Source organism: Bacillus sp. AFS059628 (assembly GCF_002571225.1).
Lineage (GTDB): Bacteria > Bacillota > Bacilli > Bacillales > Bacillaceae_G > Bacillus_A.
In genome coordinates this window covers 36,058-62,763 of sequence record NZ_NVEC01000061.1, presented here as the reverse complement: position 1 = coordinate 62,763, position 26,706 = coordinate 36,058, and the positions used below count along the sequence as shown (strand labels likewise).

The following is a 26,706-nucleotide window of genomic DNA, read 5'->3' as shown; positions in this document are numbered from 1 at the left end:
TTTTGTAAGAAAAAATAAACAGACTTGATAATTATTGTATCATAATGTTTTTATATGTAGACGTAAGTATTTAATATATATTGAAAAAATAAAGAGCATAATAAAAAGCCCCCCTCTTTACCAAAGAGGAGGGGCTTTGCGTTATTTTTATAGGAACATCATACCTGCAACTGCTGCATTTAAGAAGTTAGCTAATGTACCAGCGATAACTGCTTTAATCCCTAATTGTGCAATTTGTTTGCGGCGAGTAGGAGCTAATGTTCCTGTTACACCTAACTGAATTGCGATAGAAGAGAAGTTTGCGAATCCACAGATTGCGAATGTTAAAATTAAGTTTGTTTTTGCAGAGAACTCTGCCATGTGTGGTCCTAAGTTTGCGTATGCAACGAATTCGTTGATTGCAAGTTTTTGACCGATAAAGCTTGCTGCTTGTACAGCTTCACCAGGAGAAACCCCGATTAAGATTGCAAATGGTGATAGTAAGTAACCGAAGATTAAATCAAGGCTAAGTTTAATATGGAACAGAGAGCCAATTAATCCTAATAAACCGTTTAATAAGGCAATTAATGCGATGAAAGCCATTAACATTGCTGCTACGTTAATAACAAGTTGCATACCTTCAGATGCGCCACGTGCTGCTGCGTCAATAACGTTTGCATCTTCACGCTCTGTAGAAAGTTCAACGTTATTATCTACTTGTTCTGTTTCTGGCATAATTAGTTTCGCAATTAATAGACTTGATGGAGCTGCCATAATTGCTGCTGCTAATAAGTGTTCTAACGGAATACCCATTGCTGCATAGCCGACAAGAACTGATCCGGCAACAGCTGTCATACCGCTTACCATAATAGCGAAGAATTCACTATTTGTTAAACGTGCTAAGTAAGGTTTGATTAAGATTGGAGCTTCAGTTTGTCCTAAAAATACAGTTGTTACAGAGTTTAAACTTTCTGCTTTAGAAGTTCCAAGAAGTTTGCTTAATGCGCCACCAACGACGCTGACAAATTTCTGCATAATACCGAAATGATATAAGATTGCAACTAATGAACTAATAAATACGATTGGAAGTAGTGCTTGAATGAAGAAAACAAATCCCCAAGGGCCTTTTGCGTTGACTAAATCCCCAGCAACGAATTTAATTCCCTCGTAAGAAAAATTAATTAATCCTTGAACGCCATCTGCAGCGTGTTTTAAACCTGCTTTTCCGGCATCCCAGCGTAATACGATAAATGAAAATGACATTTGTAATGCTAGCGCGATTAAAATTGTGCGCCAATTAATAGCTTTGCGGTTGGAAGATAGTAAGAAAGCGATTGCTAATACTCCAATCACGCCGCCAATTCCCCATAAAAGATTCATGCAGTGTATGCTCCTTCCTCATAGTAAAAAAAGTGTATAAACCAGTTGTCTATACGTTTACGAATATAACATCTTAAGTAACTTATCATAATGGACATCAGAGGTCAAACGTCTAACGAAAAGTTTAAATAAAAAGAAAATTCTTTAAAAAAACACATATAAAATAAATAGACATGAAATAGGTTATGTTTTTTGTGTGAAAATATACATTATGATAACGTTATGGGGCATTATTGTAGAATATAGTGTATGAAATAAAAAAATAGATACATTATTTTTTTAGGGAAATAGGTTATACACATTAAAAAGAGCCTTCTAGTAATCTAGAAGGCTCTAAAAATATAACTTAAGGTGCTTTTGTGTATCCTAAGAAATGACTCTTCCAATAAGAGTTACTTAATGAAGCGATTGCTACACCTTTATCTCCAGCTTGGATGAATGATCCGCCCCCAAGATAAATACCCATGTGAGAAGGACCTGCTTTATAAGTATTTTGGAAGTAAATTAAGTCACCTGGTTGTGGGCTTGAAGTTTTTGGTAAGCTGCTCCAATATCCTGCAACACTTTGACGACTAATGTTATGACCAAATTTCTTAAATACGTGATAGATGTAACCACTGCAGTCCACGCCAGTAGCAGAAGTACCGCCCCAAACGTATGGTACGCCTTGCATTGATTTTGCATATGCAAGTATAGAAGAACTGTCACCGCTATTATTGCCCGTATTATTGTTGTTATTATTTTGATTGTTATTTTGGTTGTTGTTAGGCTTATTATCTACTGCGCCACCAACTGGTGTTTTAGACAGGTAACGTGTTCCGATATAACCAGTTTGACCGTTGTAGTTAATTTTACTCCATCCAGAGTTTTCAGAGATTACTTGAACCTTCTGTCCTTGTGGAAGTGCGCCTATGATTCTATAATTTGTACCTTCGCCGCTACGTACGTTTAATGCAGAAGCATTAATGTAGTAGTCACCAATTGCACCTTGATTAGGTTGTTCAGGTTGTTTTGGTTGCTCAGGAGTAGTAGTGCCACCTTTAACAAATTTCATGAACTCGCTACTAACGTAGCCTGTTTTTCCTTGATAGTTAACTTTAAACCAGCTACCTTCAGATCCAATTACGTTTAATGTCGTACCATTTAATACGCCACCAATTACGCTATGGTAAGTAGCAGGGCCTGTACGAACGCGTAGAGATGTTGCGTTAACAACGTAAGTACCACCTGTTTGAACAGTTACATTATTATTTTGATTATTATTTTGGTTGTTTCCTTGTGTAACGTTATCGTTAGAACCACCCTTTGTTACGTAATCTTTGCTTACGTAAGCTGTTTGTCCTGCATAATTGATTTTGAACCAATCTTGAACTTCGCCAACAACTTGTACGACTTGTCCTTTTGTAACAGAACCTACAGTTGTGTGAGAAGTGCTAGGGCCTGTACGAACACGAAGGGAAGATACATTTACTGTATAGTTTCCGCTTGCTGGTTTTACAGATTCTTGGTTGTTATTATTCGTATTGTTGTTTGAAGAACCTGCATTAGCAGAAACGCCAGATACAAATTCACCACTTACATAACCTACTTGTCCATTATGGTTGATTTTCACCCAACCGTTTTCTTGGCCAATTACGTTTAATGTTTGTCCTTCATATACACGTCCTGAAACAGAACTAGAAGTGTTAGGAGCTGTACGTACACGTAATACATCAGCAGTAACTTTATTCTTTCCACCTGTTGTACTTACATTAGAATTGCTTGCTCCATTTTTTGATACAAATTCGCCACTAACAAAGCCTGTTTTTCCATTAATGTTAATTTTGAACCAACCATTTTCTTCGCCAATCACGTTTAAGGATTGTCCGTTATAAACGCGCGAGATGATGTCGTGAGAAGTACTTGATCCTGCACGAACATGTAATACGTCAGCGTTAACCTTATAAGATGAGCTGTTTGATGCAGAAGCTTGGACAGTTGTAGCAGCTTTTTGTGTATTTTGTTCAGGGGCAGCTTGAACACTATCAAGTGTAGGTGCTGCTCCTCCTGCTACAGACACTGCCGCAAGACCGGCAAGGTATTTTTTCATAATTTGTCGATTCCTTTCTGTCTGTAATGTAGTGAAGAAATATTTACCAACTGTTAAAAATTCTAAAGAGCATGTCGATTACTGTCAAGACTTATGCGGGAATCTGAATATGACAAAAAGATTACAAAAAAAATCAAGGCATAAATCTATACCTTGATTTCCATTTAAATACATATATTGAATGTAGAAAGGATAGAAATGATTCGTGTTTAAGAAGATGACATATTGGATTGTAATAAACTTTGAGAAAAGGATCTTTGTAGCATTTTAGTGATAGGACCAACTTGACCATCTTGGATTGCGGTTCCATCGAGATGAGTCATCGGTAAAATTTCAATTGTCGTTCCTGTAAAAAAGCATTCATCCGCTTGATAAACATCACGAACGCTGAAAAGCTCTTCTTGTACCGGAATGCGAAGGGTTTTCGCTAAAGAAAGGACATATTGACGAATAATGCCATTTAAAATAAGGTGATTAGCTGGATGTGTGTAAAGAGTTCCGTTTTTAATTAGAAAGAAGTTAGAGTGGCTTCCCTCAGTTATAGTACCATTTCGTACGAAAAGAGCCTCTTTACAACCTTTTCGTTCCGCTTTCGTAGCAGCTAATACATTGGGTAATAAATTTAATGATTTAATATCACAGCGTAGCCAGCGCGTATCCGGTTCTGATATAGCACGTACACCATATTCAATCCATAACGCCGGTCTTTCTTTCTTTGTAATGTAGGCGTAGATTGTCGGAGGGACGTCATATGAAAATGTGTGGGTACGAGCTTGTACACCACGAGATACTTGTAAATAAATCGTTCCATCTTCGTGGAAATTATTATTTTCGATTAGTTTATAAAGTAGGATAATCAGTTCTGCTTTTGAGAAAGGAAGTGTTAATTCTATTTCTTCCATGGAGCGATATAATCTTGTGATATGCGGATCTAATAAGTGAAAGTTCCCTTTATATAGGCGAATAACCTCGTAGACACCATCTCCAAACTGTAAGCCTCTTTCTTCGAGTTCTATGTACGTTTTTTGTTTTGTTGTATCAATAACTGCATCATTCCAAAGTACAAATCTTTCATATGCCAATTTTCGTCCCATCCTTTCGTAAGTACATAAGTAAAGTGAAACTTTCATTCATTTGGAATAAAAATCACTATAGTAATTTTTATGTGAGTACTTCTTTACATATGACGTATATGTATTTGTAAATGGTAGAGAAGTAGTGGTGGTGTATAGCATTTTGTATATACAAATTCGAAAATAGGAAATAAGAATCCTGCTTTTCAATAAAAAAAAGCAACATTCTTATGGAATGCTGCACAAGGAGGGTAGCTATCTTTCATAGGGACATCGTCTTATTGAATGTTTTGTGTATGGAAACAAAACATATTGAAAGACAATTATAAGAAAGTAGAAATAAACGATTCACATATTTCTTTAAGGGATCTTATTACAGATGAGAGATAAGAAATATAGAGAACCTCGTTTACATATTTTATTATAGAGATGTTTCGTTAATTCTATGTGAATATTTGGTAAAGGTTATGTAATGTTAAAGTTAATGAATATAAGTAATTGTATGGAGAAATATAAAAAAAAGAGGCTGAGATTACTCAGCGCTCTTCTTTTCTTCTTTAATAGCTGTCTTTACTTCACCAGTTTTGGTCTTGTTACTTTCAGAGAAGCGAAGTAAGTCACCTTCAATGATTTTGTCAGACATGTTCAATTCATTTTGGGCACGATCAATGAGTGGTTGAGATTCTTCTTTTGGTAGTTGTACAACTTCACCGGTGTTACGGTCGTAGAATGTACTGTTTGTGTACATGTACTTATCTGTAACGAAGCTACCATCACGAAGAACAACGAATCCTTTATTTTCTGGTGAGAATACATCATGACCAAATTGAATTTGATTCGTAGAATCTACACCAAGTAAGTTTAGAATTGTTGGTTTAATGTCAATTTCACCAGTTGGTTTTGAAATTGTTTTACCTTCTTTTTGACCTGGAACGTGAATAAACATCGGTGTTTTTTGTAAGTTCATATGGTCAAATGCAGTGATTTCTTCTTTTCCTAAGAACTGTGCCATTGCACGGTTATGGTTTTCGGAAATACCATAGTGATCACCGTAGAATACGATAACTGAGTTGTCGTAAATGCCTTCTGCCTTTAGACGCTCAATAAAGTGTTTCATTGCTTCGTCTAAATAGCGAGCAGTTACCATGTAACGGTCAAACACGCCATCACCAGAATTGTATTCATCGATTAATTTCGTGCTGTCATCATAAGTGAATGGGTAATGGTTTGTTAAAGTAAGGAAGCGAGTGTAGAACGGTTGCTTCACTTGTTTTAACATATCGATAGATTGATCGAAGTATTCGATATCTTTTAATCCCCAATTTAATTTTGTTTCTGGCGTAATCTTGTAGTCAAGTTCGTTGTAGTAACGGTCATAACCAAGTGCCGGATACATAATGTTACGGTTCCAGAATGTTGCGTTGTTCGCATGGAATACTGATGTGTAATATCCTTGCTCACGTAAAATTTCTGGAGTTGCTGTATATTCATTATTACCGTGTGTGAAGAATACAGCACCACGGTCTAGCGGATACATTGAAGTATCTACTAAGAATTCAGCATCTGATGTTTTTCCTTGCCCAGTTTGATGGAAGAAGTTATCAAAGTAATAACTTTCTTTCGTAAATTGGTTTAAGAATGGTGTAACCTCTTGTCCGTTAACTGTTGCACCAATTAAGAATGTTTGTAATGACTCAAGAGAGACAACAATTACGTTTTTCCCTTTTGCAGTACCAAACATATTTGGATCTGGTTTGCTTTGCGTTGTTTTTACGTAGTTCTCTGTTTCCTGTAACTTACTACCGTCAGCGAAGGCTTTTTGTGAACTTGATTTTGCTTGTAAGCCAAGATCATACACTTGGTGTACATATAAACCTAGGTTTTTAACAAGCATAACGCGGTCGAATGAACGTGTTAATAGTTCAGGACGCTCAGCTTCTGCCAGTCCTAAGTTTGCGAAGAAAATAGCAACTGTTGACACGAAGTATAGGGAACGCATTGGGCGTGCTACACGTTCTGTCGGTGCAAAATTCTTCATCTTCTTCAATAAAATGAAGAATACGATAATATCAGCAAATGCAAGGATAATTTTGTAGTTAAACAATTCTTTCACACTAGAACCTAAACTTCCAAAGTTAGATGTTTGTCCTAGTACTGGTAAAGTAACGAAGTCATTGTAGAATCCGTAGAACATTACGTTACCAACAAGAACGATTGTTAAAACAAAATTAATTCCAAGTGCTATATAGTTACGTTTTTTCCCTTTTGCAAATAATGCAAGACCAACAAGCAGTAATGATGCTGCTAATGGGCTAAGGAATAAAATGAATTCTTGCATGAAAGATTCAAGTTTTAAATCAAAGCTTGTGCGTGTAATAAGGTACGTCTTCAGCCATAAAGCTAAAGCTACGAATACCGTGAAACGCACGTTTTGAAATTGTGATTTCAAGGTTTCTTTCATTCATTTCCACCCTTTCTCTATCAGGCTTGGTCGATTTTGGAGCGAAAAATGCTAAAATAAAAAATACATAGTTTTCTTGGCCATAATTAGAGGTTCTATATTCACCCATATACGACTATAACTATGCATACCCTTTTAGTTTCTTGTGTTACTCATAAGCATAACGTCATTTCTGTATTATACAACAAAATTCATTTCTGAGAAACACTATAACATTTTACATTTTTTGTATGAGATTTGTCACTACCAGAGAAAACTTTAACATTCGTTTATATGTCCGTCAACTAGAAAATATAACAAAGGTAGAGCGGAATGTTAAGTGAAAGTGAAAATTTTCTTGTTGAGAAATAAGAAATGACAATAGGTAAGTGGTTATCTAGAAACCTATTATATGAAGGAAAGTATGTAAAAATTAACGAACACTTGTTCTTTTTTCGTTTGTTTGTTACAATGGAAGTTCATTGATAGATTATGTGTAATTTTGATGAACTTTTACTGATAACATATTGTAGCTTATTTCTTTTAAAAAATAGGGAGGCTTTTATATGGAACAAAAATTTTCAGTTGAAGCGTTTTGGAAAAAAGTGAAACATGTTGCAAAACAAGCAGGGCAATCGGTTATTTATGCAAGTTTATTATTGTTTTACGTTTTGCAGAAACCGGATGTTCCAAAACGAGTGAAAATTATTGTAATTGGAGCACTTGCTTATTTTATTGCACCGATTGATGCAATTCCAGATTTCGTTGCTGGAATTGGTTATACGGATGATTTAGGGGCGTTAATGGCTGCGCTATTACAAGCGTCGTTATACGTCAATGAAGATGTGAAAGATAAGGCACGAGTGAAGTTGGCAGAATGGTTTGGTTCGGATATAGACACATCCTTTATCGATCAGAAATTAGATCAATAGGTGAGAACTGTCATATGGTGACAGGGCAAACGTAAGCGAGGAAGTGCATTATGCCATCAGGAAGAACGCATACGAAAATAAACTTAATATCCCTTCCGGTTGTTTTGTTTATGCTCTTTTCGTATGGATTAACAAATTTTGATTTTTTATTAACTTTTGCAATTGGTTTTCTAGTAGGTACTACATTTTTAACACCGGATTTAGATACGTATAGTAATGCGTATAATAAATGGGGATTCCTGCGTATATTTTGGTATCCGTATAAGAAGGTCATGCCGCATCGCTCCTTCTTTACACATACAATTATACTTGGTGATGTAATTCGTATTGCATACATGTTAATTGTGTTTTCTCCGTTTTTATTCCTATTAAATGTAATTGCGTTTGATGGGAATTTAATAGAAATGGCGAAGGAACATGAGGTTGAAATTGTAACGTTCGTAATGGGAATTGTTGTAGCAAGTACGCTTCACATTATAGCGGATAAAGTGAATACGCGCCGCAAAAAAATGATGAGAAAAAAGAAAAAACGCAGAAGATAAAAAAACGTCCCAAAAGATATTTTGGGACGTTTTTTTCTTATTAAAAGGTTGTCGTATTACCGTGCTGTTTTAATCAAACGTTTGTTTAAACTTAAGCTGTCAGTATTTTAATACCTTTTACGATGTTCCAAATGAAGTAGTATAAGCTAATAATACCGCAAATACATAAGATGATCATTGATCCAATGCCAAGTGTTACGTCTGGTTGATTTGATCCGATACCCATAATTCCTAGAATAATAAATCCGATAAATGCCGCGATACTTGGAATAATGTGTGTCCATAGAGCACGTTTTGCGTGTGGTTTCGTTTCAGAATCACCCACGATCCACACAATGATTGGGAATAAAATAGGGGCAAATAATACACTAAAGTATGATAAAGCTGCTAATATTTTGTTTCCGTTCATATATATCACCTCATAAATAATATCTGTTGTTATATCTTTATTATGCAGGAAATGTAGCGAGCTTCCTATCGATGAACATTACAAGAACGTGACGTTTTTGTAAGATTTTCATACTAAATAATAAAATTTTCAAAAAAATCTTTTGTAATGGAATTTGTTGTGATAAAATTATTGAAAACGTTTTCTTAAACGTTTTTTATTTTAGACTTAAAGGTATGATGACCTGATAGTCTATTGATGGGATTATTCTATTTAAAAGGGGATTCTTTAGGGGGAGAAAACAATGAACACATGGACACAAGTTTATGATCCGTTCGGAAATATTTGGATTTCGGCAGCGGTCGCACTTATTCCGATTATCTTTTTTTTCTTAGCGTTAGCAGTTTTCCGCATGAAGGGGTATGTGGCAGGTTTTATTACAGTTGTACTTACAATTTTAGTGGCGTTATTTGCTTATAAGATGCCGTTCACAATGGCGATGGCAGCGACCGGATATGGTTTTTTATACGGATTATGGCCAATTGCTTGGATTATCATTATGTCGGTATTTTTATATAAAATATCTGTGAAAACAGGTCAATTTGATGTCATTCGTGCATCTGTATTATCCATTACGAATGACCATCGTTTACTCGTTATTTTAATCGGTTTTTCATTCGGAGCATTTTTAGAAGGAGCAGCAGGATTTGGTGCACCAGTAGCGATTACGGCAGCGCTTCTTGCAGGTCTTGGATTAAATCCTTTATATGCAGCGGGTCTTTGCTTAATCGCAAATACGGCACCGGTAGCGTTCGGAGCGATGGGAATTCCGATTACAGTTGCTGGACAAGTAACTGGTATTGATCCACATAAAATTGGACAAATGGCTGGACATCAGCTACCATTCTTATCATTATTTGTTCCGTTCTTCATCGTATTTTTAATGGATGGATTTAAAGGGGTAAGACAAACATGGCCTGCTCTATTTGTAGCGGGTAGTTCATTTGCAATTACGCAGTTCATTACAGCAACATTCTTAGGACCAGAACTTCCGGATATTACGTCAGCACTAGTAAGTTTAGTGAGTTTATCGCTATTCTTAAAAGTTTGGCAGCCGAAAGAAATTTATCAGTCTAAACAAGCAAATAGTGAAGTAGCTGCGACAACGACGGCAACATCTATGCCGAAACTAACAGTAGGGAAAGTTGTAAAAGCATGGTCTCCATTTATTATTTTAACTGTGATGGTAGTCATTTGGAGTCAAAGTTTCTTTAAAGCTTTATTTGCTCCAGGCGGCGCATTGGAAAGCCTCGTGTTTAAGTTTGAAATTTCAGGCTTACACAATTTAGTAATGAAAGCAGAGCCAATTGTAAATAAACCAACGCCTTACGAGGCGATTTTGAAGTTTGATGTATTATCAGCAACAGGAACAGCAATCTTAATTGCTTGTATCATTTCTATCTTTATTTTGAAAATGAGTGTAAAAGATGCAGTAGCGACATTTAAAGAAACGTTAAATGAGCTTAAAATGCCAATTCTATCTATTGGATTCGTATTAGGATTTGCATTTATTGCAAACTATTCTGGTTTATCTTCTACATTAGCGTTAGCGCTTGCAGGAACTGGAGCACTATTCCCGTTCTTCTCACCATTCTTAGGTTGGATTGGGGTATTCTTAACAGGATCTGATACGTCAGCAAATGCATTGTTCTCGAATTTACAAGCGATTACAGCGCAGCAAGTCGGTGTATCTGAAGTACTTCTCGTTGCAGCAAATACAACGGGCGGTGTAACAGGAAAAATGATTTCTCCGCAATCGATTGCAATTGCTTGTGCAGCAGTTGGACTTGCTGGAAAAGAATCAGATTTATTCCGCTTTACAGTGAAGCATAGTTTATTCTTCGTCATTATTGTTGGTATTATGACGTATGTACAGGCATATTATTTAACGTGGATGATTCCATAAGTAACAAAAGAAATAAACTTTGCATTTTTCAGATTATCGTGTATGATGAGAAAGTATTGAAAATTAAATCAGTGATAAACTAGGGGTGCCTAACGTATGCGTAGGCTGAGAGAGAAGCGCGTGAACTTCTTAACCCTTTGGACCTGATCTGGCTCGTACCAGCGTAGGGAAGTTAACGGCTTTACATAATGATGTCTTTATGAGCCAGGTCCTTATTTTTTTATGGACCTGGCTCTTTTTATTTTGGCATACGCTGGCCATATCTCGTCCTTGTCACGTACAGGGGGGCAACAAAGGTTATGAAACAATCTGTTTCATCTGAGCAAATTGAATTGAAATCGAGTTTACCAGGAAGTAAGAAAGTATATGTGGATGGGCCACGCGCGGGTATGAAAGTGCCGATGCGTGAGATTGAACAAAGTGAAACGAACGGCATTCCGAATCCGCCAATTCGTGTATATGATACGAGCGGTCCTTATACAGATCCTGCGTATAAAGTGGAGCTGGAAAAGGGGTTGCAGGCACCGCGCCACTCTTGGATCTTAGAGCGCGGGGATGTAGAAGCGTACGAAGGGCGCGAAGTAAAACCAGAGGATGACGGTGTGAAGGTAGCTTCGAAACATACACCTGTTTTCCCGCAAATGGGTCGCAAACCGCTTAGAGCGAAGCAAGGTTCAAATGTTACGCAAATGCACTATGCACGTAATGGCATTATTACGTCTGAGATGGAATATGTTGCGATCCGTGAAGGAGTAGAGCCTGAGTTTGTTCGTAAGGAAATCGCGGAAGGTCGAGCTATTTTACCAGCAAATATTAACCATCCGGAAGCAGAACCGATGATTATTGGACGTAACTTCCATGTGAAGGTCAATGCAAATATCGGAAACTCTGCTGTATCCTCTTCTATCGCAGAAGAAGTAGAGAAGATGACGTGGGCAACGCGCTGGGGTGCAGATACGATTATGGATTTATCTACAGGTAAAAATATTCATACGACACGTGAGTGGATTATTCGTAACGCACCTGTACCAGTTGGAACTGTACCGATCTATCAAGCGCTGGAGAAAGTAAATGGAATTGCAGAAGATTTAACGTGGGAAGTGTATCGTGATACGTTAATTGAGCAAGCGGAGCAAGGCGTTGATTACTTTACAATTCACGCGGGCGTATTACTTCGCTACATTCCGATTACTGCAAAGCGTACGACAGGTATCGTTTCACGCGGTGGTTCGATTATGGCACAGTGGTGTTTATTCCATCATAAAGAAAACTTCTTGTATACTCATTTTGAAGAAATTTGTGAAATTATGAAGCAGTACGACGTTTCGTTCTCTCTTGGAGATGGATTACGTCCAGGTTCGATTGCAGATGCAAATGACGAAGCGCAATTCTCTGAACTTGAAACACTTGGTGAATTAACGAAGATTGCTTGGAAACATGATGTGCAAGTGATGATTGAAGGACCTGGGCATGTACCGATGCACTTAATTAAAGAGAATATGGAGAAAGAACTTGATATTTGTCAGGGTGCGCCGTTTTACACACTTGGGCCATTAACGACAGATATTGCACCAGGTTATGACCATATTACATCTGCAATTGGAGCTGCGATGATTGGCTGGTTTGGAACGGCGATGCTTTGCTATGTAACGCCGAAAGAACATTTAGGTTTACCGAATAAAGATGATGTACGCACGGGTGTTATTACGTACAAAATTGCAGCGCATGCAGCTGATCTTGCGAAAGGGCATAAAACGGCTCATCAGCGTGATGATGCACTTTCAAAAGCTCGCTTTGAATTCCGTTGGCGCGATCAATTTAATTTATCTTTAGATCCTGAACGTGCGATGGAGTATCACGATGAAACATTGCCAGCAGAAGGCGCGAAAACAGCTCATTTCTGTTCTATGTGTGGACCGAAGTTTTGTAGTATGAGAATTTCACATGATATTCGGGAATATGCAAAAGAAAATGATTTAGAAACGACAGAAGCAATTGAAAAAGGAATGAAAGAGAAAGCGAAAGAATTTAAAGAAACAGGTAGTCATTTATACCAATAACACGTTACACCTCTTTACTTGATTGATCACACTGTAGTACCTAACTTAAATATAGAAGAAGCCCGCTTTGCTAAGACGGTAGCAAAGCGGGCTTCTGTCGTTTATCCCACTTTAATGGGCAGTAATAAGACACCCACTGATTAAAGTTTCACTTTATAAGGCGAAGAAGAGATGTACCCAGTAGAATAAGAGGAATAATGTGACGACTGTTGTGAGTGGAATAACGATAAGGGATACACTTAAATAGTCTTTCCATTTTACTTTAATTTTGTTTTGTTTCAGGATATACATCCATATGAGGGAAGCTAGCGTACCGATTGGTAATAATAGTGAACCGATGTCACTACCAATAATGTTTGCGAGATAGATCGTTTTTAAAGTGATTGGATCTAGTCCCATTTCTGTTAATGTGATTGTCCCAATCATAAGTGCAGGGTGATTGTTGAAGACGTTGGAGAGGAGGGAGACTAGTCCGCCCATTGCAAAGCTAGCATAGAGTAGATGTTGACTTACCACTGGCTCAAGCCAATTTACAAGCGCCGCTGTTAATCCTGCATTATGAAGCCCGTAAATAATGACATACATAGAGAAAGCGAAAATTAAAATGTGCCACGGTGTCTTTTTCAAAATGTCGACAGGATTCGTTCGTAAGTAGTACCATCTCCAGATGAGAAGAATGAGTGAACCGAGTACGGCAACAATTTCAATTGGGATGGATAAGAAGGATGCAACGAATAGAAGACAGCGCATAAGGAAGACGAAGCCTAATACTTTTAGCATGAATCTTGTCCGTTTTTGTTTCGTATCAACTGAATTTTTTCCTTTTAACGGATGGAAGTTTTTTGTGAAGAATATTTCTTCGATATCATATGAAGAAACAGGTAATTTTTTTGGTAGCTTTTTCTTTAACACTGTATACATAAGCCATGACATAAACAATAGTCCTAATGTTGCAGGTACAAACATCATAGCAGTATGCATATAAAGAGTCATATTCACGATATTTAATGCAATTAAGTTTACGATATTACTTACACCAATTGGTGCACTGGATGCAGTAGCGATTAAAGCACCGCTTAATAAATAGGGGATTTGTTGATGCGGTTTTAATTGAAGGTTTTTTAGAAGAAGAATTAAAATTGGAGTTGTAATTAAAATACTACCATCATTATTAAATAAAAGAGTCATAAGAAAACATAATAATTGAATATACCAGTATAAACGACGACCAGAGCCTTTTGCTAAGTTTGCAAGTTTCGCCGCGGACCAGTGGAAGAAGCCAAAGCTTTCTAATATAACCGCCATAACGATGGTCGCTAATATTGTTATAGAGGCACCGCCAATTTTACTAATAATGTCTATGACGTCTGGTCTTGATACAAGTCCAGTAATCAAGATAATGCCAGCGCCAATTGCTGCCGGCCACGCCTCATTTAAACCACGGGGTCGCCAAAAGATAACAATCATCGTTAAGAAGAATACAATAATAGTAACCCATATTTCAATGCTCATATTTTACCTACCTTTCTACTTTTCCTTAAACCAATGTAGCTTGTCTCAAGGTTTGTATTAGTAGTATATTCAGCGAAAAATAGGAAGAACTAGACATATAATGGAATAAAGTGAATATGTGTTTTTCAAGCGAAAGGACAAGTGTCACGAATAGTGAAATAACTATTGTGAGAGGAGTCTATAAATTAGGGGGGCAGTAAGATAGTAAATAGAAATTATATGGGCAATTATTGAGATATATCAGCAATTTTTAAAATATATCGGCGTAACTCAAAATATATCAGTGATTTTTAAAATATATCAACTTGTCGAAAAAACATGACAAAAGGAGCCCATCCCAATATGATTTTTGGGACAGACTCCAAGGGTGAATTATTTTTCCTTTAAAAAAGTTCGATCCTTCAAGAATAAATTCCAGAAGAAAATAAATCCTGGTAATAAAATTGCAATGCCAATTGCATATAGAATAAGCAATGCATAGAATGTTTCGACCGTTGTAAAGCTTGTAAATACAGTTACATCAGGATAAATAATATACGGTAAATGTGCAACACCGTAAGCGTAACTTGCAAATGCATATTGAGCGATGACTGCTAAAACGGCAATACGAGGGTATCCTAGTGAGTCATACTTCTTGTTTGTCCACCAAAGAGAAGAGTACCCGATAACGAATAAAACGATAGAAACTGTAAACCATGGGAATTGCTTTATGAGTCCTTGCATAAGCCAGTGTGTTTCCGGGTCCATTACAACGAGGGCGATAATCGCCGTAACGAGTGTTGCAGGACCAAGGATGATGGCGTTTCTTCTATAAATTCTATACGAATCTTCTGAACCTTGCTCTTTCGCAAAATCAGCAAGAAAGAGAGAAGAGAGAAATAGTTCCGAAGTTAGCCCAAAGAGCATATAACAGTAGATCACTGGGCTAGAAAGAAGCTTTCCATACAGGAGTACTTCTTTTCCTTCAGACATTGTAATATAAGCCCCCTCTGTAACGGGTAAAACGGTAATTAATAAGGCTGGAATTAAGAGCCCGGTAATACCTGAAATAACCCGAAGAAGATACTGATACTTTGGTACAGAGTAAGCAAATACCATGAATGTACTACGAATTGCAATGAGTATTAAAATTAACATAACTGGTACGAACATGACTGTCGCAAGGGTGAAAGCGGCTTTCGGAAAGAAACCGAGAAAAGCGACAACGACAAAGACAAGAAATGTATTTGTTACTTCCCAAGTTGGTGATAAGTATCGGTTGGCAAGCTTAGCAGCGAGCGTTGGATGTTTTGCGTATACCATGCCCCAAAAACCTGCCCCAAAATCGATGGACCCCAAGATACTATAAACGAAAATAAGAGCCCATAAGATGATGATTGCAATACTTTCCTCATGCACGAGAATCGCCTCCTTCGTGATGTAAATCATTTGTAAGCGGATGTTTCTTAAAGAATGTCCGTAGTACAAAAACAGTTAAAATACCGAGTCCAATATATAAAATGATGAATAGAATAAATAAAGGACCGACAAAATCAGCGCGTGTAGAAGCGTCGACTGTACGTTGCATACCATAAATGGTCCACGGTTGACGACCGCTACAGCTAAAAATCCATCCAAATTCAATGCCGAGCATCATAATTGGTCCACATGCGGCCGCTCCCCAAAGAAGCCACTTCGGTAATTCTGCGCCTTTTTTTCGGTAAACAAAGTACCAATATAAGAGGGAAATTGCTGCAACTGCAAAGGTGAAGGCAGCGGTGCCGACCATTAAGTTGAATAGTGTATGTGTGTAAAATGGTGGCCATGTTTCTTGTGGGAATTCATTTAGTCCCTTTACGACCGTGCTAGGGTCTAGTCCAACTAGTAGGCTAAGCATGTTCGGAATTTCTAGTGCATAGTTTAGTTCAAGTGTGTTAGGATCTACAACGCCGCCAATTGATAACGGTGCATGTGATGTCGTTTCAAATAAAGCTTCAGCAGATGCAAGTTTTTCAGGAGAATGCTTATGTAAGGCAATTGCCGATTCGTGTCCCGAAAGCCACATCGTAGCCCCTGTAATAAATGTCACAACGAGTCCTAACAGCAGTCCTTTTTTATGATACGCCACTTCACGCTCACTTAAATTTTTCTTTAATAATTTAAATCCAGCGATGGAGGCAATGACAGCAGCTCCAGTTGCGTAGGCTGTAATCACAACATGGAATGCGCTTGTGCCAAAACTCGGATTAAAGAAAGCTTTCCAAGGATCAACGTTAAAAACGGATCCATCTGGCCCCATTGAAAAGCCTGCTGGTGTATTCATCCATGTATTTGCTGATGTAATAAGCACGGCAGATGCCGTGGCACCAATCATGACGAAGAATAATGAGATTAATCTCATGAATGGAGGGAGTTTGTCAGCTGCGTATACATAAATGGACATGAACAAAGCCTCTAAAAAGAAGGCGAAAATCTCAATTTGAAAGGGGACAGAAATAACCTGCCCAACAATTTTGGCAAAACCAGGCCAAAGAAGTGAGATTTGCACACCAACGATTGTTCCAGTCGGAATTGCTACACCGAGAAGGATGGCGAACGCTTTCGTCCATCTTTTCGCCATAATGGCGTAGTCGGAATCTTTCTTCCAGTGGTAGAGTATTTCACTTATAAAAATCATTAATGAAAGTCCCACGCCAAGTGTTGCAAAGATAATGTGGAATGCTAATGAAGAACCGAAAAATGCTCTTGCTAATGTTACCGTATCCATATGTAAACTCCTCTTCTTTTTTGCCATTATTTTCTGATTGAATTGGAAGATTTATTCAAAAAAACTACCAAAAATATATATGTATTTAAAAAGTGGATATGGTAATATAATGTTTGAATATTCTAAAAAGAAAGAAGTTAATGTTTAATAATATTTTGTTTGTTTTTTAGTAAGGAATATTTTATAATCTTTTATGCGAACATAAGTTCTATTTTTCCGGGGTGAAGAAGTTTATGTGAAATGGAGAGGATGTTTTATGTATCCTGAAGTCATTAAAAAGATGGCATTTTCAAAAGAGCATAGAGATTTATTATTGAAGCTGTATAATAAAGAGATTACGCGTCGGGAGTATGATCGACTTGTGGAATCGCTATATAGACCTTCTAAAGAGGCTTGTGAGGGATAGAGGAACGGGAGACAATCTAATAGATTGTCTTTTTTGAATTTGTGTATGTTCTGGTAAAATTAAGGTTAGCCTTAATAGGGAGGTGAAAGGATTGCGGAAACGTTTATATATAGGGGTTGGAGTTGTTCTCTCAATCGCTTTAGGTGGAATTGTATTTTGGTCAGCTATACAAGGAAACCGTACAGAACATTTTATTTTGAGACATATGGTGAATGACAATGGGACGCTTGCTACATATCGTTTAGCGGATACAAAGGCAGGCACGGGTGAAGCGAAGGGCCGTGAAGCTCTATCGGAATCGGCAGGGCTATGGCTACAATATACACTCGATAAAGACGATCAAGCGTTATTCGATGAACAAGTTAAGGTTATTCAAAATAACTTTGTACATAAGGATCAAATCGTTATATGGAAAATCTCTGAAAAGGGAGAAATGCAATCGGCTACCAATGCACTTATAGATGATCTTCGTATTATAGAGCAATTATATCGTGCTTATGAAATGTATAAGGAAGAGCGTTATAAAAACTTGGCAGATCAATTGAGTGACGCTGTCATTCGTTATAATAAGAAAGGTAATTATTACGTTGATTATTATGATGCAGATGCAGGGAAGCAAAATAATTTTGCAACGACATCATACTTAAATCCGCACGCATTCTCCTATATGAAGAAGTACGGCAAAGTTTCTGCTCAGCAATATCAGGAAGTCGTTCAATTTTTAGCGAATTACCCAAGGCATGGCTGGGCATTCCCGAAAGAGTATAAAGAAGATGGCACATTTACGTACGATAAAGAAGTGAATCTAATTGATCAATCATACGTTGCTTATCACCGGAGTCTAGGTGGCCTTTCATCAGATGCTTACTTGGAATTTATAAAGAAGAAATTTCAGGAGGATGGAAAGCTATACGGTCGTTACAATTTAGAAACGGGAAAACAAACTGTGAATTATGAATCACCAGCGGCTTACGGATTAACGATTATGTACGTACTACAAACAGGTGATACAAAGTTTGCAAAGGAATTATATGATCATATGGTTACATTTCGAAATGATAATGTATTTAGTAGATATTATGGTGGATACGTAACGGGCGGAAATAATAATACACATATTTTCGATAACGTATTGCCACTTTTAGCGGAAATGGAATTGGAGAAGAGTAAGAAATAGAAGGTGCCATCCTTTTGAGGGGGCACCTTCTATTTGTATCGTTATTTATCCATATAATTTTACGTCTTAATATTAGAGAAGTAGTTAATCACGAATTCACGAAATTGCTGAGCAGTTTTCGATAAATAGCGTTTTTTCGACCAACTTAAGCCGATAGTTCGCTCGCAATTCGGTTCAATAATACGTAACTTATTTAATGCTAAAGTAGAGTTTTTTAATAAAGTTAAACTTGGGACGAAAGCGATGCCGAGACCTTGCTTAATAAGGTCGCTAATTACGGTTGGTTCATCTACTTCAAAAGCGATATGCGGAGTGAAATCAGCTTCCTTGCAAAATTCATCTGTTAAGTGCCGAAATCCGTAACCAGTGTTCATACTAATAAACGATTCGTCTTTTACTTCATGCAGGTGAATACTGTCGCGTCCTGATAAACGATGACCTGAAGGGACGACTAAGAAAATTTCTTCTGTAATAAGTGGTTCCCACATAATTTCCTCGCCTTCAATTGGCACAGAAGAAATGCAAAAGTCAATTTCTATATTATCTAGTTGTCGTTTCATAGAAGGAGTAGATGCGAGAAACTGTTGGAACCGAACGTTAGGATGTTCTAGTAAAAAAGAACCGAGTAGTTCTGGTAATATTCTCGGAATAGAAACTGCCAGTGTAATAGAGCTTTGTTGTAATTCAGCTAAATCTTTAATTTCTCGTTCACCTTCACTTAATTCATGAAAAATGCGCTCTACTCGTTTTAAAAATACTTTCCCAAAAGAGTTTAATGTAATCTGTCGACCTTGGCGATCAAATAGCGGGACGCCTAAGTCTTTTTCTAATCTAGCGATTGTTTTGCTGAGTGAAGGTTGTGCAATATGCAATTCCTCAGCCGCTTTTGTCATATGTTCTAATCGTGCGACTGTCTGAAAGTATTTTAGTTGAAGAAGTTCCATTTTGATTCTCCTTTCTATAGACCAAAAGGAATGAATTGATAATTAAAGATGTATTATACAGTATGAAAAGTGGCGTGTATAGTAAATCTGTTAAACCATTGTAATGGTGTGAAATTAGGAGAAGGAGTATGTTTCATGAATGGAATTCAACTTATATTTAAAGATTGGAAAGCGATGTGGCACCATAAACATGGACGTATCGCTTTAATTTTTTTATTAATCGTTCCTTTAATTTATTCAGGATTCTTTTTAGCTGGATACTGGGATCCATATGGGAAATTAGATAAATTACCTGTTGCGATTGTAAATTTAGATAAGGGTGCTGCGATGGATGAAAAAACAATTCACGCAGGAGACGATTTTGTAAAAAATTTAAAAGAGAATAAGGATCTAGCTTTTCATTTCGTATCAGAAAAACATGCTGATGAAGGGTTGAAAGAAGATAAGTATTATATGGTTGTTACGATTCCAGAGGACTTCTCTCAAAAGGTAAGTACACTAATGGATGAGAAGCCAGAGCCAGCGCAGCTTCAGTACAAAGTAAATCCGGGTAAAAACTTTGTAGCAGCTCAAATTGGAACGACAGCTGTTGAAAATATGAAAACAAAAATTTCAAATAGTATTACGAAATCTTATACAGAAGGTGTCTTTTCAAAGTTTCAAGACTTAGCGCAAGGATTGAGTGATGCAAGTAATGGCGCTGAAAAGTTACATGAAGGAACGACAGATGCAAAAAATGGGGCGAATCAGCTTGTAGATGGTATTCATCGTTTAAGTGACGGGACATCAAAAGTGAAAGAGGGAAGTGAAAAACTTGCTGCTAGCCAATCAGCCTTAACTGGCGGAGCAAACGAGCTAAGCCAAGGAGCAAACTCGCTTCATAGCGGGATGGAGTTATTGATGCAAGGTGAAAAAACTTTACAATCAGGGGTTAGTGAATTAAGTGCGGGTACAAATGAATGGTTGAACGGAAGTGAGAAGCTTGCTGAAGGCCAAGTAAAAGCGGATGGTGCGGCTAATAGTATGAAACAACAATTAGAAGAGTACGTGAAAAGTCATCCAGAAGTGCAACAAGATCCTGCCTTTCAAAAGATTATTGCTACTTCTAATGGATTAGCTAAAGCAACAAACTCTTTAAATAATAGCCAACAACAATTGACTCAAGGCGCGAAGAAGCTTGCTGACGGTCAACATAAGATTGAAGAAGGCATGAATACATTTGGAGTTAAGTTAAATGAGGCTACTACTGGAACGAAAAAGATTGCAGATGGTGCTGCGAATTTAGCTAATGGATTTACGAAGTGGGGAAGTGGATTTACATCATTACAAGAAGGTGTAAATCACCTTGCGAGTGGCGGAACAGAGCTAAATCATGGTGCTGATCAATTAACGAACGGACTTGTTAAACTTGACGATGGCGCGAAAGAACTTTCTACGAAATTGGGGGATGGAGCAGAGAAGATAGCGGATGTTCGCAATGATGATGCACGCAATACGATGTTCTCAGAGCCAGTTCAATTAGTGAAGTCGACAGTTTCTGATGTACCTAATTACGGTTCAGGTATTGCACCATATTTCTTATCACTTGCATTTTATGTTGGCGGAATTATGGCATCGAATATTTTACCTCTTGGCCGTAGACAAAATATGAAGGTAAGCGGAACGGTACATTTTATTAATAAACTAGGATTGGTATATGTAATTGGACTTATTCAAGCATTACTAGTAGATGTGGTTGTGCTAGGAGCTATGAAATTAGAAGTTGCAAGTGTGCCACTCTTTATTTTATCAAGTATTGTTATTTCCTTTACGTTCATGACATTTATTCTCATGTTAGTAACGGTATTTGGTCTCGTTGGAAAGTTCTTAGCGGTAACACTTCTCGTCTTGCAATTAGCGACGAGCGGAGGTACTTTCCCAGGAGAATTAAATATAGCTATTCTTAGCAAGATTGGACAATTTCTCCCAATGTCCCATTCTCTTAGAGGATTACAAGATGTGATTTCTTTAGGAGATTGGTCGCAATTACAAATGCAAATTTTAATATTATTATGCTATCTCGTTGTTGCCGGCGGAATTGCTTGGATCACGAGTCATATACAGCATAAGGAAACGAATGCAGAACAAGTTTCTTAAAATGAAAGAAGCTATCCGATTTTTTCGGATAGCTTCTTTTTATTTACGTTCCATTACCGCAAAATAATTATTTTCGTTATCAGCAAAGTTGAATGCTCTACCTGTAGGTAAATCTACAATTTGCCCAACTGTAACGTTTTTCTCAGAAAGATCTTTATACAGTTGAACTAAGTTATTAGAGAAGAACATAAGTGAAGGCGTATGTAAGTTTAATTCAGGTTGCATCTTCGCAATTAACGCTTTATCGTGAAGGACGATGCTTGTGCCTGCATCTTTCGTTGGAGCGATTTCAATCCAGCGAAATCCTTTTCCGTTATTTTCTTCAGCGATGATTTGGAACCCTACTTTTTCTGTCCAAAATTGCACTGTTTCGTCTTGGTTATTTACATATAACATAATTTGTCCAATTTGATTAATCATAGGTTTGTCCTACTTTCTTTTCTTGTATGGAATTCTATTATATCAAAGATATGATTTGAATACTTTTTCGTGATTTTTCCGAAGTACAATCTTCGCCCATTTCATATTTGCCCTAGGAGAAGGGCCCGTAATCCACGTATGAAATGGTAGTGTACTACAAATGACCATTGCTGAAATCGAGATTGTGGCCGTTATTGTAAATAATAATAGGCTATATAATATGGTGTTTTCTTGCAGTGTGAATAAAGAAAGAAATTTTGTACATAGTTGCAAGAAGAAAAAGTGAGCTAAATAAGCGCCATATGTGTAATTCCCGATAAAGCGTAAAGCTTTATATAAGAAACCGCGTCGCTGTACGATTGTAATAGACAGCACGTAAAGTATAATAATCTCGCATACGATATATAAAAACATAGACGGTTTTAAATAAGTCGAAACGGTTAAATGAATAGAGTTTGCTCCGTAAAAACTAAATAACTCATAATTGATGAATAAAAATAAGATAAAAAATAAGATTGTAATAAGCGGAATATGTTTTATGACAAATGTACGCCACGCTTTTAGTGCGACAGCAGCGATTCCTCCCATGACAAAATAGAATGAGTAGAAGAAGAAGGAACGGTCTGTATAATGCAAAATGGTTGAGCTAGTCAATTTCTCTCCATTAAAAATGTAGTGAGAAGAATACCACATTAAGAGGAAATATAGAGAAGCAAAGACGGTCATATATTTATATATGTCTTTTTTATTTTCTGTTCGTTTTTGAAACCAATAAAATAGCGTGCATAGCAAAGGGAACAATAAGTGAATTTGGAACATCATAATTACGTACCAAAGATGGGGTGCTGCTGTTCCGAGTAATAAACTTTTTATTCCGCTTTGTAGTGTAATCATATCGTTTGTTGTTAATAAGTAAAGAATAGACCAGAAGAAATAAGGAATGAGTAAATGTGTGGCTTTTTCATAAAGATATTCTGTGTAGGCTAGTTGCTTCGTATATTGCCGAATTAAGTGAAAGCCGACGATAAATATGAATGCAGGTGCTGAAAATTTTGCAAGGTTAAATAGCATGCCCATAATGAGGGATTGCTCAAGTAAAACATGTCCTTGATTCATTGTATATAATAACGAACTTTGCAAAACGACAGCAAGGAATGCAATGCTTTGCAAAACTTTAAATTCTGGTGCGCTTTGTGTCATTGTGTCCATCTCCTTTTCCATACATGATTATAGTACGGAGAATGGATAATGAGTGTGGAATATTTGTGAAGGTTTTAACAAATTTGTGGCGGAATGGATTATATCGACGATTTTTTGGATATATCGTTCATAACTTCAAATATATCAACGTTTTTTTCAATATATCGACGTTTCGACAAGGGATATCGACTTATCAACAAATAACGACAAAAAGAGGATGCTCAAAACGAGCATCCTCTTTCTATTTATTAAGCAAATTTGTTTTTGATCCAGTTCTTACCTTCTACAAGGCGAGCTGTCATTACGGCACAAGCGTTATCAGCTGTTACGTTTAACATCGTTGCAGGAGGATCAATGATTGTACTGATTGCTGCGATAATTGGCAATGCTTCTGGCGGGAAGCCATATAAAGAAACGATTAACATTTCACCAATCATACCGCCGCCTGGAATAGCGCCCATTACTGTCCCTACTAATAGAGAAACAACAAGTGCGATTGCTAATGTTTTCGGTCCTTCGAATTCCATGTTGAAAATACCGAATAAGAATGCGATTTTTAATACGCCGCCTAAAACAGAGCCGTCTTTATGAAGTGTAGATCCAAGAAGGACAACTGTTTCACGAACGTCAGACGAGATACCCATTTTCTTCGTTGCTTCCAAGTTCGCTGGAATACTAGCAGCACTACTACAAGTTGCAAGTGATGTAACTGTAGGAGAGACCATGTTTTTCCAAAATACTTGTACACCTTGTTTGCGACCTGCAAGGTATGCATAGAACGTGAAGAATACAAAGAAGTAAATGAGAGACGCTGGATAGTATACCATTGCTGCTCGGAAGTAAGTTCCAAGAAGTTGTGGTCCAAATTCACCAACTAATGCTGCGAAATAAGCAGCAAGTCCGATTGGAGCGTAGTACATAATGAAAGATACAACTTTCATTGAAATTTCTGCACCAGCTTGTAAGAATGTAGCGAATGGCTTTCCTTTTTCACCAACTGCTGAAGTTGCAACCCCCATTAAAATAGAAAAGAAAATAAGAGCTAACATATTTTCACGAGATAGTAACTTCGAGAAGTCAGATACTGTTAGAATACCGACAATTTGATCTGCAACACTAACTACTTTTTCAGCTTTGTCAGGTTGTGTTAGTTCTAATACAACACCTTGTGCTGGCGGGAATACCTTCACGACAATAATCATAAAAATAGCAGCTAAAATACTTGTAAATAAGAAAGTCCCAGCCATACTAGACATAATTTTACCGAAACGTTTTAATCCATCCATATTAGCAATAGATGATGCAATGCTAAAGAACACTAACGGTACAACAATCGTAAACATTAAGTTTAAGAAAATGTCACCAAGCGGCTTTAAAGCAACTGCATCGGCACCCATGAAATAACCAATGAAACCACCAATTAGGATAGAAGATAATAAAATAAGTGGAAAGCGATATGCCTTCATAAATATATCCTCCTATCAATTAAAAAAATCATACTGAATTATTATAGCGAGTTAGCGTCTTCTTTACTAGGAGAATAATGATAGATGGAATAGCGTGAAAACCGAGAAATTTTTGTTTTTAAGCTCGGCATACAGCAGGAAATCTAGACATATATATTTGTAACCTAGTGGTGGCAAAGGATGCACCGTGACTTAGGTTTGGAAAAAGGGGGAGGGAAAAGGGATGAATATTTTACTTTGCTGTGCAGCGGGAATGTCTTCCAGTTTAATTGTTACGAAAATGGAGAAAGCAGCAGAGGCAAGAGGGATAGAGGTAAAGATTTGGGCAGTATCAGGTTCTGAAGTAAATAGTCACATAGATGAAGCTGATGTACTTTTACTTGGACCACAAGTACGCTATTTATTACCGAAAATGAAAGAGTTATGTAAAGGGAAAGGGATACCTGTTGATGTCATTCAGTCCGTCCATTACGGCCTTTGTAATGGGGAAGCAATCCTGCAAGCAGCTTTGTCAATGAAACCATGAGGAGAGTGGGATAGATGATACGGTTTTTAGAGAAATATGTAATGCCAGTAGCAGGGAAGGTTGCAGAGCAGAGGCACTTGCTAGCGATTCGTGATGGACTTGTATTGACGATGCCTTTCTTAATTATAGGATCATTTTTCCTCATCATTAGTGCTTTACCAATACCAGGTTATAATGATTTTATGGCCGGTTTGTTTGGGGAGAATTGGCAGAGGGCTTTGGGGTATCCAGTTAGTGCAACTTTTAATATAATGGCTTTAATAGCTGTTTTTGGAATCGCTTACAGGCTTGGAGAATATTATAAAGTGGACGCTTTAGCATCCGGGGCATTGTCGCTTGTGACATTTTTACTTGCGACGCCATTTCAAGTTGCATATATTATACCAAGTACAAAAGAGAGTGTACTTGTAGAAGGTGCTATCCCAGCTGCATTAATGGGAAGCCAAGGGTTATTTGTAGCAATGATTATTGCACTTATATCTACTGAGCTTTATCGGTTTATTGTACAAAAAAAGATAATTATAAAGATGCCAGAGACAGTTCCGCCAGCTGTGACACGTTCATTTGCCGCACTTGTTCCAGGATTTATTGTTGTAACGGTTATTTGGCTTTTACGCTTAATTATAGAAAATACTTCTTTTGGCAGTATCCATAATATTGTAGGGCAAATTTTACAGGAACCACTTAGTGTACTTGGTGCTAGTCTTTGGGGCGCAATAATAGCTGTTATTCTCGTTCATGTTCTTTGGTCATGTGGAATTCATGGAGCTACTATTGTTGGTGGTGTAATGAGTCCCGTTTGGTTGTCGTTAATGGATCAAAACCGAATTGCTTACCAAGCAGGGCAAGATATACCAAATACGATTACTGCACAGTTTTTTGATTTATGGATTTATATGGGCGGATCTGGTGCAACGCTTGCTTTAGTTGTAGGAATGTTATTATTTGCCCGAAGTCAGCAATTAAAAAGTATAGGTAGATTGTCAATTGCGCCTGGTATATTTAATATTAATGAGATGGTAACTTTTGGGATGCCGATTGTCATGAATCCAATTTTATTAATTCCATTTATATTGGTTCCAGTTGTGTTAACAATTGTTTCTTACTTTGCAATGGAATGGGGATTAGTTGCTCGTCCGAGCGGTGCTGCTGTTCCTTGGACGACACCAATTCTATTTAGTGGATATTTAGGATCAGGTGGGAAAATTTCAGGTGTTGTTTTACAACTTGTTAACTTTGCGCTTGCATTCTTCATTTATTTACCGTTCTTAAAAATATGGGATAAACAAAAAGTGGCGGAAGAAAAGGGGGAGTAAAGAACTAA

The 26,706-nt window shown here is 37.3% G+C and carries 21 protein-coding genes and 1 riboswitch; of the genes, 9 read left to right on the top strand and 12 right to left on the bottom strand.

Going from position 1 to position 26,706, the window contains the following annotated elements:
• Positions 1-147: 147 nt before the first annotated feature.
• From COL05_RS20660 to COL05_RS20640, 4 genes are all read right to left on the bottom strand, one after another.
• Positions 148-1,359: a NupC/NupG family nucleoside CNT transporter gene (locus tag COL05_RS20660; protein WP_087955131.1), complete on the bottom strand. Its 1,212-nt coding sequence runs from the start codon at positions 1,357-1,359 to the stop codon at positions 148-150.
• A 346-nt stretch (positions 1,360-1,705) separates the two neighbouring features.
• On the bottom strand, positions 1,706-3,448 hold the full coding sequence (locus tag COL05_RS20655; RefSeq protein WP_098669963.1) for a C40 family peptidase: 1,743 nt from the start codon (positions 3,446-3,448) through the stop codon (positions 1,706-1,708).
• A gap of 209 nt (positions 3,449-3,657) precedes the next feature.
• Entirely contained in the window at positions 3,658-4,542 is an 885-nt protein-coding gene (locus COL05_RS20650; RefSeq protein ID WP_098669962.1) for a D-amino-acid transaminase, read from the bottom strand.
• 511 nt (positions 4,543-5,053) lie between these two features.
• On the bottom strand, positions 5,054-6,982 hold the full coding sequence (locus COL05_RS20640; protein WP_098669961.1) for an LTA synthase family protein: 1,929 nt from the start codon (positions 6,980-6,982) through the stop codon (positions 5,054-5,056).
• A 545-nt stretch (positions 6,983-7,527) separates the two neighbouring features.
• Here COL05_RS20640 and COL05_RS20630 point away from each other — a divergent pair.
• Positions 7,528-7,893 carry a YkvA family protein gene (locus COL05_RS20630; protein ID WP_000435504.1) on the top strand — a complete coding sequence of 122 codons (366 nt, stop codon included), beginning with the start codon at positions 7,528-7,530 and terminating at the stop codon, positions 7,891-7,893.
• Between the two features lie 50 nt (positions 7,894-7,943).
• Positions 7,944-8,435 (top strand): metal-binding protein, encoded by a 492-nt coding sequence (locus COL05_RS20625; RefSeq protein WP_098669959.1) that lies wholly within the window; start codon positions 7,944-7,946, stop codon positions 8,433-8,435.
• Between the two features lie 91 nt (positions 8,436-8,526).
• On the opposite strand, the gene COL05_RS20620 is transcribed toward COL05_RS20625, so the two are convergent.
• The gene (locus tag COL05_RS20620) at positions 8,527-8,844 is read right to left on the bottom strand and encodes a magnetosome magnetite crystal formation protein family (protein ID WP_098669958.1); all 318 of its coding nucleotides are present in this window, start codon (positions 8,842-8,844) and stop codon (positions 8,527-8,529) included.
• 283 nt (positions 8,845-9,127) lie between these two features.
• Between COL05_RS20620 and lldP the strand changes: the two genes are divergently transcribed.
• The gene (gene lldP / locus COL05_RS20615; RefSeq protein WP_098669957.1) at positions 9,128-10,789 is read left to right on the top strand and encodes an L-lactate permease; all 1,662 of its coding nucleotides are present in this window, start codon (positions 9,128-9,130) and stop codon (positions 10,787-10,789) included.
• 71 nt (positions 10,790-10,860) lie between these two features.
• A riboswitch (TPP riboswitch) is annotated at positions 10,861-10,976 on the top strand.
• A gap of 112 nt (positions 10,977-11,088) precedes the next feature.
• Positions 11,089-12,849 (top strand): phosphomethylpyrimidine synthase ThiC, encoded by a 1,761-nt coding sequence (thiC, locus tag COL05_RS20610; RefSeq protein WP_098669956.1) that lies wholly within the window; start codon positions 11,089-11,091, stop codon positions 12,847-12,849.
• A 153-nt stretch (positions 12,850-13,002) separates the two neighbouring features.
• Here the strand turns inward: thiC and COL05_RS20605 are convergent, their stop codons facing one another.
• The 3 genes from COL05_RS20605 to cydA form a co-directional block, all read right to left on the bottom strand.
• Entirely contained in the window at positions 13,003-14,361 is a 1,359-nt protein-coding gene (locus COL05_RS20605; RefSeq protein ID WP_098669955.1) for an arsenic transporter, read from the bottom strand.
• Positions 14,362-14,733: 372 nt separating this feature from the next.
• A complete protein-coding gene (locus COL05_RS20600; protein WP_098669954.1) occupies positions 14,734-15,759 on the bottom strand; it encodes a cytochrome d ubiquinol oxidase subunit II in 1,026 nt (341 codons plus the stop codon).
• Positions 15,752-17,107, bottom strand: a complete 1,356-nt coding sequence (cydA, locus tag COL05_RS20595; protein ID WP_098669953.1) for a cytochrome ubiquinol oxidase subunit I — start codon at positions 17,105-17,107, stop codon at positions 15,752-15,754. Before cydA ends, COL05_RS20600 begins: the two co-directional genes overlap by 8 nt.
• Positions 17,108-17,363: 256 nt before the next feature.
• Here cydA and COL05_RS31480 point away from each other — a divergent pair, with 256 nt between their 5' ends.
• Both COL05_RS31480 and COL05_RS20585 read left to right on the top strand, forming a co-directional pair.
• Positions 17,364-17,513, top strand: a complete 150-nt coding sequence (locus tag COL05_RS31480) for a hypothetical protein (protein ID WP_002174240.1) — start codon at positions 17,364-17,366, stop codon at positions 17,511-17,513.
• 91 nt (positions 17,514-17,604) lie between these two features.
• The gene (locus COL05_RS20585; RefSeq protein WP_142337594.1) at positions 17,605-18,690 is read left to right on the top strand and encodes a transcriptional regulator; all 1,086 of its coding nucleotides are present in this window, start codon (positions 17,605-17,607) and stop codon (positions 18,688-18,690) included.
• A 59-nt stretch (positions 18,691-18,749) separates the two neighbouring features.
• Here COL05_RS20585 and COL05_RS20580 read toward each other — a convergent pair whose 3' ends face one another.
• Positions 18,750-19,634: a LysR family transcriptional regulator gene (locus COL05_RS20580; protein ID WP_098669951.1), complete on the bottom strand. Its 885-nt coding sequence runs from the start codon at positions 19,632-19,634 to the stop codon at positions 18,750-18,752.
• A gap of 135 nt (positions 19,635-19,769) precedes the next feature.
• On the opposite strand from COL05_RS20580, the gene COL05_RS20575 reads away from it, so the two are divergent.
• Complete coding sequence (locus COL05_RS20575) at positions 19,770-21,770, top strand: YhgE/Pip family protein (protein WP_098669950.1); 2,001 nt, start codon at positions 19,770-19,772, stop codon at positions 21,768-21,770.
• A gap of 39 nt (positions 21,771-21,809) precedes the next feature.
• Here the strand turns inward: COL05_RS20575 and COL05_RS20570 are convergent, their stop codons facing one another.
• The 3 genes from COL05_RS20570 to COL05_RS20560 form a co-directional block, all read right to left on the bottom strand.
• Positions 21,810-22,190, bottom strand: coding sequence for a VOC family protein (locus tag COL05_RS20570; RefSeq protein ID WP_098669949.1), 381 nt, complete (start codon positions 22,188-22,190; stop codon positions 21,810-21,812).
• A gap of 42 nt (positions 22,191-22,232) precedes the next feature.
• Positions 22,233-23,390, bottom strand: a complete 1,158-nt coding sequence (locus COL05_RS20565) for an acyltransferase (RefSeq protein WP_098669948.1) — start codon at positions 23,388-23,390, stop codon at positions 22,233-22,235.
• A 248-nt stretch (positions 23,391-23,638) separates the two neighbouring features.
• Entirely contained in the window at positions 23,639-24,856 is a 1,218-nt protein-coding gene (locus tag COL05_RS20560; protein WP_098669947.1) for a dicarboxylate/amino acid:cation symporter, read from the bottom strand.
• A gap of 223 nt (positions 24,857-25,079) precedes the next feature.
• Between COL05_RS20560 and COL05_RS20555 the strand changes: the two genes are divergently transcribed.
• Both COL05_RS20555 and celB read left to right on the top strand, forming a co-directional pair.
• Entirely contained in the window at positions 25,080-25,382 is a 303-nt protein-coding gene (locus COL05_RS20555) for a PTS sugar transporter subunit IIB (protein WP_048528123.1), read from the top strand.
• A 14-nt stretch (positions 25,383-25,396) separates the two neighbouring features.
• Positions 25,397-26,698 carry a PTS cellobiose transporter subunit IIC gene (gene celB / locus COL05_RS20550; protein ID WP_098669946.1) on the top strand — a complete coding sequence of 434 codons (1,302 nt, stop codon included), beginning with the start codon at positions 25,397-25,399 and terminating at the stop codon, positions 26,696-26,698.
• Positions 26,699-26,706: the final 8 nt, after the last annotated feature.